The sequence below is a fragment of the Falsochrobactrum tianjinense genome (assembly GCF_019100495.1).
GTDB classification, from domain to species: Bacteria; Pseudomonadota; Alphaproteobacteria; order Rhizobiales; family Rhizobiaceae; genus Brucella; species Brucella tianjinense.
In genome coordinates this window covers 102,882-116,793 of record NZ_JAHRVA010000006.1, presented here as the reverse complement: position 1 = coordinate 116,793, position 13,912 = coordinate 102,882, and the positions used below count along the sequence as shown (strand labels likewise).

The following is a 13,912-nucleotide window of genomic DNA, read 5'->3' as shown; positions in this document are numbered from 1 at the left end:
CGGATGACGGCGGCAAGAAGACCGCAGGAAATGAAGCGCCGCTGGATGCGACGCAGATTGCGCGGCAGGCCAGCATGGCGGTTCTTGCGCAGGCAAGCACGGAAGAACTCGAAACGTTCTGGGGGCAATGGCCGGAACAGCCTGAATTTGAAATTCTTCGCGGTCCCGAAACCGGACTGGTGATGCTGCGCGGGCGCATGGGTGGTGGCGGAGCGTCGTTTAACGTGGGTGAGGCAACCGTGACACGCGCCACGGTTCGTCTGGCTGATGGTTCGGTCGGTCATTCCTACGCCCTTGGTCGAGACAAGGTGAAAGCGCGTCTGGCCGCCTTGTTCGATGCGCTCTGGCTTGATGAAGGCAGGCGTGATGCGGTGGAACGGAAAGTCCTCGATGCATTGCGCAGCCGTATGGAACAGGCCGATGCGAAAATGCGCGGCGAGGTCGCCGCCACCAAAGTCGATTTCTTCACTATGGTTCGGGGAGACAACTGATGCTTCATTCCTCTCCTGTATTCGAAGGTGGTCTGGCCGATCCGGTCACTGAGGCGCAGTCGGTGTTTCATGCGGTCATGCATGCGATGGCAAATCCCGGATGTATCCAGCCGTTGCTGCGTGCCGCTACGCCGCCGCCACCGCTATCTGCCGAGCTTGGTACGGTCGCTGCCACATTGCTCGATCATGACACGACCGTCTGGTGCGATGCTGAAATCGCGGCCGACGGGAATGCCTGTGACTGGCTTGTGTTTCACACCGGCGCGCCTCGTGTGGATGAGACTTCTCAGGCGCAGTTTGCTCTCGTCGGCAATGTCGCGGCTTTGCCAAAGCTTGCAGTATTTTCGCAAGGGGAACCGGAATTCCCCGATCGCTCCACGACCGTGGTGCTTGCGGTAGCTTCGCTGGGCGGGGGGCAGGGCTTCGCTCTGAAGGGGCCGGGCATAGATGGCGAGCGTGTGTTTCATGTCGATGGTCTGCCGCAGGACTTTATCGAGCAATGGCGCGAGAACGGTGCTCAATATCCGCTCGGTGTCGATCTGGTTCTCGTCTGTGACGGGACGCTTGCTGCACTTCCCCGCACAACCCGTATTACACCTCTGGAGGGCTGAATATGTATGTTGCCGTCAAGGGTGGCGAAGCGGCCATCCGTAACGCTCACCGTTTGCTGGATGATCGCCGTCGCGGCGACCGTTCGGTTCCTGCTCTGCGCCTCGACCAGATCGCCGAACAGCTTGCGCTGGCTGTGGATCGCGTCATGGCGGAAGGCTCGCTTTATGATCGTGAGTTGGCCGCACTGGCTGTTCGCCAGTCGCGCGGCGATCTGATTGAGGCGATTTTTCTGGTGCGTGCCTATCGCACGACCCTGCCGCGCTTTGGTTATTCGCGGCCAATGGAAACGGCTGATATGCTGATTGAGCGCCGCATTTCCGCAACCTACAAGGATCTGCCCGGCGGGCAGTTGCTCGGCCCGACTTTCGACTATACGCATCGCCTGCTCGATCCAGAACTGGCGGGCAATGCTGCGGTGGCGGAGCCGGAATTGCGCGAGAGCGAAAAGGAAGCGACCCCGCGAGTGACTGATATTCTCGGTGTCAATGGCATGATCGAGGAAGACGGCGCGATGCCGGAAGGCCATGAGCCGGGCGATCTTACCCGCGAGCCGTGGACGTTCCCCATGCCGCGCGATTTGCGCTTGCAGGCGCTGGCGCGCGGCGACGAAGGTTTTCTTCTGGCGCTCGGCTACTCCACACAGCGCGGCTACGGCAATTCGCATCCATTTGTCGGCGAAATCCGCATCGGTGAAGTAGATGTTGAATTCGACGTGCCGGAACTGGGTTTTGCTGTCTCGCTTGGTCGCGTGCAACTGACCGAATGCCAGATGGTAAACCAGTTCAAGGGATCGGCCAGGCAGCCGCCGCAATTCACGCGCGGCTATGGTCTGGTCTTCGGCCAGAGCGAGCGCAAGGCCATGTCCATGTCGCTTTGCGACCGCGCCCTTCGAACGCGCGAATTCGATAGCGATGTGACCGCTCCTGCGCAGGATGAGGAATTCGTCATTTCGCATTCCGACAACGTGCAGGCAACGGGCTTCGTCGAACACCTGAAGCTGCCGCATTATGTGGATTTTCAGGCTGAACTCGAACTCATCCGCCGTATGCGTTCCGAATATGAGGAAGCGCAGAACCCAATCAAGGAGGCCGCAGAATGAGCGATCTCGCCACCTATAATTTTGCCTATCTGGATGAACAGACCAAGCGGATGATTCGCCGCGCTATCCTTAAAGCCATCGCCATTCCTGGTTACCAGGTGCCGTTTGCAAGCCGCGAAATGCCGATGCCCTACGGTTGGGGAACAGGCGGCGTGCAGGTGACGGCTTCCATACTGGGGCCGAACGATGTGCTCAAGGTGATTGATCAGGGGGCAGACGACACGACCAATGCCGTGTCGATCCGTGCCTTCTTCCAGAAGACGGCGGATGTTGCGGTCACGACCCATACGGGCGAGGCGACCATTATCCAGACCCGCCATCGCATCCCGGAATATCCGCTGCGCGAGGGGCAGGTACTCGTCTATCAGGTGCCGATCCCCGAACCATTGCGCTTTCTGGAGCCGCGCGAAACCGAAACCCGGAAGATGCACGCCCTTGCTGAATACGGCCTCATGCATGTGAAGCTTTACGAAGACATTGCGCATCACGGCCATATCGCCAAAACCTATGATTATCCGGTGATGATCGAGGGGCGCTATGTGATGGCTCCCTCGCCGACGCCGAAATTCGACAATCCCAAGATGCATATGTCGCCAGCCTTGCAGCTTTTCGGCGCTGGCCGTGAGAAGCGCATCTATGCCGTGCCGCCCTATACGGACGTGGTGAGCCTCGATTTCGAGGATCATCCTTTCGAGGTGCAGAAGTTCAAGGAACCCTGCGCCCTGTGCGCCGCGCGGGGCGTCTATCTCGATGAAGTCGTGCTCGATGATCGCGGCGGCTCGATGTTTGTCTGTTCCGATACCGATTACTGTGACGAACGTCAGGCGGCAGGCCATTACGGGCATCTGGCAGCAAATAACAAGGCTGCGGCCAAGGAGACAGCTCAATGAGCGGCGAACCTCTGCTGAGAGTGGACAGCCTGTCCAGGTTTTATGGCAATCGCCGTGGTTGCGAGGATGTTTCCTTCAACTTGTGGCCGGGTGAAGTGCTGGCAATCGTCGGTGAGTCAGGGTCGGGCAAGACCACATTGCTCAATTGTCTCGCCACGCGGCTGGAGCCGACATCCGGAACGGTGGAATACCGGATGCGAGATGGCGAATTTCGCGATCTCTACAGGATCGGCGAAGCGGAACGCCGCTTTCTGATGCGTACCGATTGGGGTTTTGTGCATCAGAACCCGGCGGATGGGCTGCGTATGACGGTTTCCGCGGGCGCCAATGTCGGCGAACGGCTGATGGCTGTCGGTGAACGCCACTATGGCAATATCCGTTCGACGGCCACGCAATGGCTTGGACGCGTGGAAATTGCGGCTGATCGCATTGATGACCAGCCGCGTGCCTTTTCCGGCGGCATGCGCCAGCGTTTGCAGATCGCGCGCAATCTCGTCACGGCTCCACGTCTCGTTTTCATGGATGAGCCGACGGGCGGCCTTGATGTCTCGGTGCAGGCGCGGCTGCTTGATCTGTTGCGCGGGCTTGTCAGCGACCTCGGCCTTTCGGTCGTCATCGTCACGCATGATCTGGCGGTGGCGCGTCTTCTTTCGCATCGCATTATGGTGATGAAAGATGGCTATATCGTCGAGCAAGGCCTGACAGATCGCGTTCTGGATGACCCGCAAGCGCCTTACACGCAGTTGCTCGTGTCGTCTATATTACAGGTATAACTCAACTAAAACAGAAGGTTGTAGCGTGTTGTTCGTAAGTTAGCGAAACTTCATGTGCAAAATAAAAAATGACTTTTCTGGAAACCCCCTTTCCGTTGGCCGTGTCCGATGTGGCGAAGACCTTCACCATGCATTTGCAAGGTGGCATCGAGTTGCCCGTTGTGCATGGCGTAAGTTTTGAACTTAGATCAGGTGAATGTGCGGTGCTGGGCGGGCCTTCGGGTGCAGGCAAAAGCTCCATACTGAAAATGGTCTATGGCAATTATGCCGTCAATGTCGGCTCTATCACCGTCCGGCATGCCGGACGTCTGGTGGACCTGGCGACAGCCGATCCGCGCGAGGTTCTGGAGGTGCGGCGCGATACAATCGGCTATGTCAGCCAGTTCCTGCGCACACTGCCGCGTGTGGCCGCCATTGACGTGGTGGCGGAACCGCTGGTCGCGCGGGGAACGGATCGTGAAGCTGCCAGGGAGCGCGCGGCTGAACTTCTATCGGGCCTCAATCTGCCGGAACGTCTTTGGTCCCTGCCGCCAGCGACATTTTCGGGCGGTGAGCAGCAGCGCGTCAACATCGCGCGCGGATTCATCACCGACCATCCGGTGCTGCTGCTTGATGAACCCACTGCTTCGCTCGATGCGAAGAACCGCGCTGTCGTGGTCGATCTTATCAAGGCCAAGAAGATGCAAGGCGTGGCCATGCTGGGCATTTTCCACGATGAGGACGTGCGCGGCGAAGTGGCCGACCGCATCATTGACGTGACCGCATTCGCGCCGAAAGCTGCGGCGTAGGAGATATCATGACAAGAGAAACCGTTCTGAAAAATGCCCGTATCGTACTCACGGATGAAATCGTTTCCGGCGCCATTCTGATCCGGGATGGAAAAATCGCAGCCATCAATCGGGGCAATGTCAATAGCGGTGAGGATATGGCTGGCGATTTCGTCATTCCGGGATTGATTGAGTTACATACCGACCAGCTCGAAAGCCATTATGCGCCGCGTCCGAAAGTACGCTGGCACGTCGATGCGGCGGTGCAGGCCCATGATGCGCAGGTGGCCGCTTCCGGTATCACTACCGTATTCGATGCCATGCGAGTCGGCACCGATTACGATCGCGATTTTGCGGGCAAAGATATGCGGACGCTGGCCGACGCCATCGAAAGCGGCGTTCAGGAAAACCGTCTGCGTGCGGATCACTTCCTGCATCTGCGCTGTGAAGTTTCCTCGGCGGATTGTCTGGAGACACTCGCCCTGTTCGAGAATGATGACCGGGTGAAGCTGGTCTCGCTCATGGATCATGCACCAGGCCAGCGGCAATTCGTTGATCTTGAAACTTATCGCACCTATTACATGCGCAAGATGAAGCTTACCGATGAGGAGTTCCGGGTGCATTGCGAAAAGCGCATGGCGGATTCGGACGTCTATTCCGCGCGGCATCGCCGCGCGATTGCCGATCTTGCCGCCACTCGCAATATCGTTCTGGCAAGCCATGACGATGCGACAAGCGCACATGTGGGCGAATCGCTCGATCATGGTGTGCGGATCGCCGAATTCCCGACTACGATGGAAGCCGCCACAGCTTCGAAGAATGCCGGGCTTTCGATTCTTATGGGCGCGCCGAATATTGTTCGCGGTGGATCGCATTCAGGCAATATTGCGGCGCGCGATCTGGTGGAGAATGGCAGTCTGGACATTCTTTCGTCCGACTATATTCCGTTCAGCCTGATACAGTCGGCGTTTGGGCTGGCGTCTGGAGAGCAAGCGATAGCGCTGCCCGAAGCTATCCGTCTGGTTACGAAGAATCCCGCCGATGCAATGGCCATGGATGACCGTGGTGAAATCGCTGTAGGCAGGCGCGCCGATCTGGTACGCGTGCATAGAAAGGGAGCTATTCCGGTGGTTCGTACTGTCTGGCGCGAAGGCATGCGCGTGTTGTGATGCACACACCATATAAATCCCAAGGCTATTTTGTCGCCGTGGTCGGCCCCAGCGGGGCAGGCAAGGACACGATCATGAATGGTGCGCGCGCGGCACTGAAAGACGATGCACGTTTTCATTTCGTGCGGCGCGTCATCACACGTCCGCAAATGCCGGAAAATGAAGATCATGACAGCCTTGATGAGGCGACTTTTGAAAGAGCCTCCCGTGAAGGCGCATTCGCACTTCATTGGCAGGCGCACGGCCTGAGTTACGGCTTGCCGAAGTCGCTTGACGCGGAAATAACGCAGGGCCGGGTGGTCATCGCCAATATATCGCGCCGCATTCTGGGCGATGTACGCAGGCTCTACCCTTCGCGCCTGATCGTGGTGATTACCGCAAGGCAGGAGGTTTTGGCTGACCGGCTGGCCTCGCGTGGCCGTGAAACGCGCGAGGAGATCGAACAGCGACTTGCACGGGAAATCCGGTTTGACAGTACGGATAATGATGTCGTTACGATTGATAATTCTGGTGAAGTGCAGATATCCACGCAGGCCCTCATCCACCATCTTATAAAAACGGGTGAAAAAACAAAACTTTAGTTGAGATTCTCTCGGTAGTGACCAAGTTTACATAAACGTCATGATGCTTTCATTGCAGTGTCATGGACCAGCGTCAGAGTGAGCATGAATGGAGATGAATTCATGCTTCAGCTTAAAGGCATAACCCGCCGCTTCAATGATAAGGTGGCGGTTTCGGATGTTAATCTTGAGATTGAACCCGGTACTTTCGTGGGGATTATCGGGCGTTCGGGTGCAGGAAAATCTACGCTTTTGCGCATGGTCAACCGCCTCGTGGAGCCTTCCGAGGGTACAATCCATTGGGATGACCGCGATGTGACCTGTCTGAAAGGCACGGGACTACGCGACTGGCGCGCACAATGCGCCATGATCTTCCAGCATTTCAATCTGGTTGATCGTCTCGATGTTCTAACCAATGTGCTGATGGGGCGTCTGAACTACGTTTCGACGCCAAAATCGCTGCTGCGTATCTGGAGCGACGAAGAGCGCCTGATCGCGCTTTCTGCCTTGCAACAATTCGATATCGCACATCTTGCCGCCAATCGTGCCGATGAACTTTCCGGCGGTCAGCAGCAACGCGTGGCCATCGCGCGTGCGCTTGTGCAGCAACCGCGCATTATTCTCGCCGACGAGCCGATTGCATCACTCGACCCGCGCAATACGCGCAGCGTCATGGACGCGTTGCGACGCATCAATCGTGAATATGGCATCACGGTGCTTTGCAATCTGCATTCGCTCGATATTGCGCGCAGCTACTGTGATCGCCTGGTCGGCATGTCTGCGGGCAAGATCGTGTTTCGGGGCACTCCGTCCATGCTGACCGAGATGGCGGCACGCGATCTTTACGGCATGGAAGCCGCCGATGTCGTGGATATGGGTGAGGCGATTGAGCCGATGCCTGTTCCGGTTCCACAAGCCGATCAATCCGCATTGCGGCAGATTTCTGCCTGAGACCGATAAATTACGCTCCAAATCAAGGATTAACAGGAGAGACTCATGTTCAACCGTAGAAGTTTTCTGGCGGCTGTCGCGCTGACCGCCACCATGACATTCCCCATGATGGCCTACAACGCACAGGCTGCTGACTGGAGCAAGGATTATCCGGAACTGGTTCTGGGCGTCATTCCGGCTGAAAATGCTTCGACGACCAGCGATCGTTATGCACCGCTCGCAGCCTATCTGGGCAAGGAGCTCGGCACGAAGGTTACGCTACGCGTCGCTAATGACTATGCCGCCGTTATCGAAGGCCAGCGCGCCGGTAATATCCATATCGCTTTCTATGGGCCGGCGTCCTATTCGCGCGCCGTTATGACGGGCGTGGAAACCACGCCGCTTGTTAACCAGCGTCACGACACAGGCGTCAACGGTTACTATTCGGTCGTATATGTCCGCGCCGACAGCCCGTACAAGACCATGGACGATCTCAAGGGCAAGACCATCGCTCTCGTCGACCCAAACTCGACGTCCGGCAATAATGCACCGCGTTACTTCCTCAATCGTGAGGGCTACAGCGTTGACAGTTTCTTCGGCAAGAACTTCTTCGCCGGTAGCCATGAAAACGCCATTCTGGCTCTCTCGCAAGGTACAGCAGACGCTGCCGCCAATTCCTGGAACTCGGAAAACGACTCCAATCTGGTGCGCATGCTGGATCGCGGAATTGTCAAGAATGCCGATGGCAAGCAACTGACCAAGGACGATTTTCGCATCATCTTCAAGTCGGACTTCCTTCCTGAAGGTCCTTTTACGGTTCTGACCGGCCTGCCGGAACAGCTCAAGGCTGATATCAAGCAGGCTTTCCTTGATATGCCAAAGAAGGACAAGGCCGGTTTCGACGCCCTTTCCGACGGCAAGGATAAGGAATTCGTGGCTACCGACGCCAAGGAATACGAGCCGATCATCGAAATGCTCAAGTTTAACGACAAGGCTCGCAAGTCCTGAACGGTCAAACAATCGGAATGCCCGGAGCAGATCAAGCTCCGGGCATTTTTGATGATAAGGAAACGCGCATGACGGTGTCCACTTTTGACGTTAGCGGGGCCAGGGGGCTTCTTGCCGAGTATCGCAGGGAAGTCGGCAGGCGGCGTCTTTACGGCATAGGGCTGCTTCTCGCACTTGTCGTTATCGCCATGGCTGCATCCGTTGTCGCCGATGTCCGGCCGGGCACGCTGGCTGAAAACCTCTTTCGTTTCACGAGCTATCTTGGCCGCATCCTGCCGGAACTGACAGTCGCCAATTTTTGGGGCGATCTCGCCGCATGGTACTGGAATTTCGGCGGCTGGCTCAAGCTGCTGTTCGAGACATTGCTGATCGCCTATCTCGCAACCTTGATTGGCATTGTGATCGCATTCGCTGCTTCTTTTGCAGCGTCGTCGAATATGAGTCCCAATTCAAAAACACGCTTCGTCGTGCGTCGTGGCCTTGAGCTGCTGCGTACCGTACCGGAAATCGTTTTTGCGCTTCTGTTCGTCATTGCTTTTGGCCTTGGTCCCATGGCGGGTGTTCTGGCGCTGATGCTCCATAGCGCCGGTTCCCTGGGCAAGCTTTTTTCCGAGGTGGTCGAGAATATCGACATGCGCCCGGTCGAGGGCATCCGCGCTTCGGGCGGTTCGGGTCTGCAAGTGATCCGCTTCGCCGTGCTGCCACAGGTCGCGCCCAATTTCGCATCCTACGGATTGCTGCGTTTCGAAATCAATGTGCGTGGCGCATCGGTGATGGGCTTTGTCGGGGCAGGCGGCATCGGGCAGGAACTGCTCACCTCCATTCGCCAGTTCTATTATAGCGATGTCAGCGCGATCCTGCTTCTCATCATCGTCACGATTGTCGTGATCGATCTCATCACGCAGCGCGTCCGTCACGCACTTCTTGGCCGCATCGGTTGAGCGAGGGGTTATAATGTCCGACATTGCACAAAGCCTTTCGCGTGAAGCCCATGCACATGAAAAGGAACTCAGGGCAGAATATGCCGATCTGTTTGGCAATGGGCGCATCTGGCGCAACCTGACCATTGCTGGCGTGCTTGTTCTCGCTTCGGTTGCGTTTTCCTTCTATTGGCTCGATTTTTCGCTGTTGCGTATTCTCAACGGGTTTGCTCGCCTTGGCGATTTCGCCCTGATGATGATGCCGCCCAGTTCCGGGGGCCGCTTTAGCCTCTATATGTGGTCGCTGCTTGAGACACTGGCAATTGCCTATCTGGGCACATTGCTCGCGGCCGTCCTTGCCTTTCCGTTCGGTTTTCTCGCGGCAAAAAACATCATTCCGAATGTCTTTTTGCATTTCGGCATTCGCCGCTTTCTGGATACGATCCGCGGTGTCGACACGCTGATATGGGCGCTGATATGGGTGTCCGTGGTCGGTCTTGGACCGTTTGCAGGCATATTGGCCATTGCCTGTTCCGACTTCGGCGCATTCGGTAAACTGTTCTCGGAAGCGATCGAAGGTGCGGACAAAAAGCCGGTCGAAGGCGTTGTTTCGTCGGGCGGTAGAAATCTGCATGGCTATCGCTTCGGTGTGCTGCCGCAGGTATTGCCGTTGATGGGCAGTCAGGTTCTGTATTACTTTGAATCGAACACTCGTTCAGCGACTATTATCGGTATTGTCGGGGCAGGGGGCATCGGTGCGCATCTGGCCGAGCAGATAAAGGTGCTCAATCTTCAGGATGTGTCGTTCCTGATCCTGATGATTCTCGTGGCCGTTGCCGTAATCGACTGGGTTTCTTCCAGATTGCGGCATGCGATGATCGGCAAGAAAGCGCTTAAATCCGCTTAACCACCTATCAGCGCCTTGATGCCATCAGCGACGAACTGTACGGCCAGCGCGGCCAGTATAACGCCGAGAAGCCGGGTGAGGATAGAACGACCGGTTTCGCCAAGAAACCGGTCGACGCGTTCCGCGAGCAGCAGAACCAGATAAGTGATCAGCAAGCATACGAAAATCACGCCGACGAGTGTCAGCCTCGCGCCGATGCCTTGAAAGGAATCAGACGTCAGCACGATGGCTGAAATTGCACCGGGTCCGGCAATGAGCGGTATTGCCAGCGGGAAGGCCGCAATATTGCGGATATGATCCTTGGTAATGGCGACTTCGGCGCTCTTTTCCTTTCGTTCAGTACGTTTTTCGAAAATCATTTCGAAAGCGATCCAAAACAGAAGCAGACCGCCCGCGACGCGGAAAGCACCAATAGTAATGCCGAACATGCCCAGAATCTCGACGCCTGCCACGGCAAAGAGCGTCATGACGCAGAAACCGATCACGGACGCCCGCAACGCGACCTGGCCGCGCGAATGACGATCCATACCGGGGGTAAGCGCCAGAAACAATGGCGCAAGCCCGGGCGGATCTATGGTGACGAGCAAGGTGACGAAGGCGCTGAAAACCGTATCGTAGAAGCCCATATCGTGCTTGCCCCGTTGGTGTTGCTTACTGCCTGAACTGTGATGCGGATTGTAGCCGATGTGCGGCCTATGGTCGACGCAAAGGGCAGGTCCGGGCAACATCATTGCGCGATCTTTATGTGAACATCTTTTAAGTTATTGATTCAACAAAAGAAATCGGTGGCTTGAAATGGCCCTGAAACTGGCATTTTGTGATATCTTCCTTTATAAAGTTACTTTATCGATTCTGTTGAGAAAGATATCTGAATAGTGTCAGATCAAACGCCTCCACCCGGCTCCGGTGATATGAGCGACGACCCTATCGGTCCGAGCGGCATCGAGCCGATTTCCATCATTGAAGAGATGCAGCGCTCTTATCTCGATTACGCCATGAGCGTTATCGTGAGTCGTGCGTTGCCTGATGTGCGCGACGGTCTCAAGCCCGTGCACCGGCGCATTCTCCATGCCATGAACGAGATGAACCTCGCCTATAACCGGCCGTACCGCAAATCGGCGGGTGTGGTCGGTGAAGTGATGGGTAAATTCCATCCCCATGGCGACGCTTCGATCTATGACGCCCTTGTACGCATGGCGCAGGACTTCTCCCTGCGTGACCCGCTTGTGGACGGGCAGGGCAATTTCGGCTCCATCGACGGCGACCCTCCAGCGGCAATGCGTTATACGGAATGCCGTCTGGAAAAGGTTACGGAATCTCTTCTTTCCGACATCGACAAGGATACGGTCGATTTTCAGGACAATTACGATGGCCGTGAACGCGAGCCGTCGGTTCTTCCAGCGCGGTTCCCCAATCTGCTGGTCAATGGGTCCGGTGGTATCGCGGTCGGTATGGCGACCAATATTCCGCCGCACAATCTGGGCGAGATCATCGACGGCTGCATTGCGCTGATCGATGATCCGGCCATCGAGCTTGAAGAAATGATGCAGATCATTCCCGGCCCGGACTTTCCGACCGGCGGCATCATTCTGGGGCGGGCGGGCATCAATTCCGCCTACAGCACAGGCCGCGGTTCCGTTATCATGCGTGGTCGCGCTGTGATCGAGCCGATGCGTGGCGATCGTGAGGCAATCATTATCACCGAAGTTCCCTATCAGGTGAACAAGGCGACGATGATCGAGAAAATGGCTGAGTTGGTGCGCGACAAGCGTATCGAGGGCATTTCCGATCTGCGCGACGAATCCGACCGTGACGGCTATCGTGTGGTGGTCGAACTGAAGCGCGATGTCGTGGCCGACGTGGTGTTGAATCAGCTTTACCGCTACACGCCGCTCCAGACTTCGTTTGGTTGCAACATGGTCGCGCTCAATGGCGGCAAACCCGAACAGTTGACGCTGCTCGACATGCTGCGTGCATTCGTTGCCTTCCGTGAGGAAGTGGTGACGCGCCGCACCAAGTTCTTGCTCAACAAGGCACGCGACCGCGCTCATGTTTTGGTTGGACTTGCGATTGCTGTCGCCAATATCGATGAGGTGATCGCGCTTATCCGCCGCGCTCCTGATCCGGCGACTGCACGCGAACAGTTAATGGAGCGCCGTTGGCCCGCAGCCGATGTCGCCCCGCTGATCAAGCTGATCGATGATCCGCGGCATACGCTCAATGCCGACAACACCTATAATCTTTCCGAGGAACAGGCTCGCGCGATTCTCGAACTGCGGCTTCAGCGCCTCACCGCGCTTGGACGCGACGAGGTGGCGGACGAGTTGAACAAAATCGGTGAGGAAATTCGCGACTATCTGGATATTCTCGGTTCGCGTCTGCGCGTCATGACAATCGTCAAGGATGAGATGATTGCCGTTCGCGACGAATTCGCCACGCCGCGTCGCACCGAATTTGGTCTTGGCGGCGCAGAAATGGACGATGAGGACCTAATCGCCCGCGAAGATATGGTCGTCACCGTCAGCCATGCCGGCTACATCAAGCGGGTGCCGCTTGCGACCTACCGCGCGCAGCGCCGCGGAGGCAAGGGCCGTTCGGGCATGGCGACCAAGAACGAGGATTTTGTCACGCGCCTGTTCGTGGCCAACACGCATACGCCTGTTTTGTTCTTCTCCTCACGCGGTATCGTCTACAAGGAGAAAGTCTGGCGCCTGCCGATCGGCAATCCGCAATCGCGTGGCAAGGCGCTCATAAACATGCTGCCTTTGCAGCAGGGCGAGCGCATCACCACAATCATGCCATTGCCGGAAGATGAAGAATCCTGGGCTAACCTCGACGTAATGTTCTCGACGACGCGCGGTACTGTTCGCCGTAACAAATTGTCGGACTTCGTTCAGGTCAATCGTAACGGCAAGATTGCGATGAAGCTGGAAGACGAGGGCGACGAAATCCTCTCCGTCGAAACCTGTACGGAATTCGATGACGTCCTTCTGACTTGTGCTGGTGGCCAGTGCATTCGCTTCCCCGCCACCGATGTACGTGTCTTCGCAGGTCGCAATTCGATCGGCGTGCGCGGCATCAATCTGGCGGATGGCGACAAGGTCATCTCCATGGCGATTCTGCAACATGTCGAGGCAGATGCAGCCGAACGCTCGGCCTATCTCAAACGCTCAATCGCCGAACGGCGTGCCCAGGGCGCGGACGATGCGGATGATATCGTCGTGGTGGGCGAGGAAGTCGGTGTCGATGCAGAGCTTTCGGAAGAGCGTTATCAGGAACTGAGTGCGCGCGAGCAGACTGTACTCACCGTTAGCGAATATGGCTACGGCAAGCGTTCTTCTTCATATGAGTTCCGCGTTTCAGGCCGTGGCGGCAAGGGCATCCGCGCGACCGATACGTCGAAGACCGATGAAATTGGCAAGCTCGTGGCTCTGTTCCCCGTAGAGCCGCGCGACCAGATTCTGCTCGTTTCGGATGGCGGTCAGCTTATCCGTGTGCCGGTCGACGGTATTCGCATTGCCGGACGTTCGACAAAGGGCGTCACGATCTTCAATACGGCTGACGGCGAGAAAGTCGTCTCGGTCGAGCGCATTTCGGAAGCGGAAAGCGATGAAGAGAATGGCGACGATGCAGTAACTGACGATTCGGTGTCATCAGGCGAAACGCCTATTGAAAACGGAGAATGATCTGGCTGGTTTCACGCAAGATGCGTTGAAACTGTATCGGATGGTTCTGCTGGACCCCAATGAAAAAAGGCCGATGACTAATCATCGGCCTTTTTTAAGA

General features: G+C 56.8%; 14 protein-coding genes. 13 read left to right on the top strand and 1 reads right to left on the bottom strand.

What is annotated here, in order from left to right:
* Positions 1-74 precede the first annotated feature (74 nt).
* The 12 genes from phnG (at position 75) to phnE (KUG47_RS13675) (ending at position 10,126) form a co-directional block, all read left to right on the top strand.
* Positions 75-491: a phosphonate C-P lyase system protein PhnG gene (gene phnG, locus KUG47_RS13730; protein WP_217678661.1), complete on the top strand. Its 417-nt coding sequence runs from the start codon at positions 75-77 to the stop codon at positions 489-491.
* The gene (gene phnH, locus KUG47_RS13725; protein ID WP_217678546.1) at positions 491-1,102 is read left to right on the top strand and encodes a phosphonate C-P lyase system protein PhnH; all 612 of its coding nucleotides are present in this window, start codon (positions 491-493) and stop codon (positions 1,100-1,102) included. The genes phnG and phnH overlap by 1 nt, the downstream gene beginning before the upstream one ends.
* Before the next feature lie 2 nt (positions 1,103-1,104).
* A complete protein-coding gene (locus tag KUG47_RS13720; protein ID WP_217678545.1) occupies positions 1,105-2,202 on the top strand; it encodes a carbon-phosphorus lyase complex subunit in 1,098 nt (365 codons plus the stop codon).
* The gene (locus KUG47_RS13715) at positions 2,199-3,092 is read left to right on the top strand and encodes an alpha-D-ribose 1-methylphosphonate 5-phosphate C-P-lyase PhnJ (RefSeq protein ID WP_217678544.1); all 894 of its coding nucleotides are present in this window, start codon (positions 2,199-2,201) and stop codon (positions 3,090-3,092) included. The genes KUG47_RS13720 and KUG47_RS13715 overlap by 4 nt, the downstream gene beginning before the upstream one ends.
* Positions 3,089-3,865 carry a phosphonate C-P lyase system protein PhnK gene (gene phnK / locus KUG47_RS13710; protein ID WP_217678543.1) on the top strand — a complete coding sequence of 259 codons (777 nt, stop codon included), beginning with the start codon at positions 3,089-3,091 and terminating at the stop codon, positions 3,863-3,865. The genes KUG47_RS13715 and phnK overlap by 4 nt, the downstream gene beginning before the upstream one ends.
* Before the next feature lie 68 nt (positions 3,866-3,933).
* Positions 3,934-4,653, top strand: coding sequence for a phosphonate C-P lyase system protein PhnL (phnL, locus tag KUG47_RS13705; RefSeq protein ID WP_217678542.1), 720 nt, complete (start codon positions 3,934-3,936; stop codon positions 4,651-4,653).
* Positions 4,654-4,661: 8 nt separating this feature from the next.
* Positions 4,662-5,801 carry an alpha-D-ribose 1-methylphosphonate 5-triphosphate diphosphatase gene (locus KUG47_RS13700; RefSeq protein WP_217678541.1) on the top strand — a complete coding sequence of 380 codons (1,140 nt, stop codon included), beginning with the start codon at positions 4,662-4,664 and terminating at the stop codon, positions 5,799-5,801.
* Positions 5,801-6,382 carry a phosphonate metabolism protein/1,5-bisphosphokinase (PRPP-forming) PhnN gene (phnN, locus tag KUG47_RS13695; protein ID WP_217678540.1) on the top strand — a complete coding sequence of 194 codons (582 nt, stop codon included), beginning with the start codon at positions 5,801-5,803 and terminating at the stop codon, positions 6,380-6,382. The genes KUG47_RS13700 and phnN overlap by 1 nt, the downstream gene beginning before the upstream one ends.
* Before the next feature lie 102 nt (positions 6,383-6,484).
* Positions 6,485-7,312 carry a phosphonate ABC transporter ATP-binding protein gene (phnC, locus tag KUG47_RS13690; RefSeq protein WP_217678539.1) on the top strand — a complete coding sequence of 276 codons (828 nt, stop codon included), beginning with the start codon at positions 6,485-6,487 and terminating at the stop codon, positions 7,310-7,312.
* 45 nt (positions 7,313-7,357) lie between these two features.
* Complete coding sequence (gene phnD / locus KUG47_RS13685; protein ID WP_217678538.1) at positions 7,358-8,299, top strand: phosphonate ABC transporter substrate-binding protein; 942 nt, start codon at positions 7,358-7,360, stop codon at positions 8,297-8,299.
* Positions 8,300-8,367: 68 nt separating this feature from the next.
* Positions 8,368-9,240, top strand: a complete 873-nt coding sequence (gene phnE, locus KUG47_RS13680) for a phosphonate ABC transporter, permease protein PhnE (RefSeq protein ID WP_217678537.1) — start codon at positions 8,368-8,370, stop codon at positions 9,238-9,240.
* Positions 9,241-9,253: 13 nt separating this feature from the next.
* Positions 9,254-10,126: a phosphonate ABC transporter, permease protein PhnE gene (gene phnE, locus KUG47_RS13675; RefSeq protein WP_217678536.1), complete on the top strand. Its 873-nt coding sequence runs from the start codon at positions 9,254-9,256 to the stop codon at positions 10,124-10,126.
* Here the strand turns inward: phnE (KUG47_RS13675) and KUG47_RS13670 are convergent.
* A complete protein-coding gene (locus KUG47_RS13670) occupies positions 10,123-10,752 on the bottom strand; it encodes a MarC family protein (RefSeq protein WP_217678660.1) in 630 nt (209 codons plus the stop codon). The genes phnE (KUG47_RS13675) and KUG47_RS13670 overlap by 4 nt on opposite strands.
* A gap of 285 nt (positions 10,753-11,037) precedes the next feature.
* Between KUG47_RS13670 and gyrA the strand changes: the two genes are divergently transcribed.
* Positions 11,038-13,812, top strand: coding sequence for a DNA gyrase subunit A (gene gyrA, locus KUG47_RS13665; RefSeq protein ID WP_217678535.1), 2,775 nt, complete (start codon positions 11,038-11,040; stop codon positions 13,810-13,812).
* The last annotated feature ends 100 nt before the right edge of the window (positions 13,813-13,912 follow it).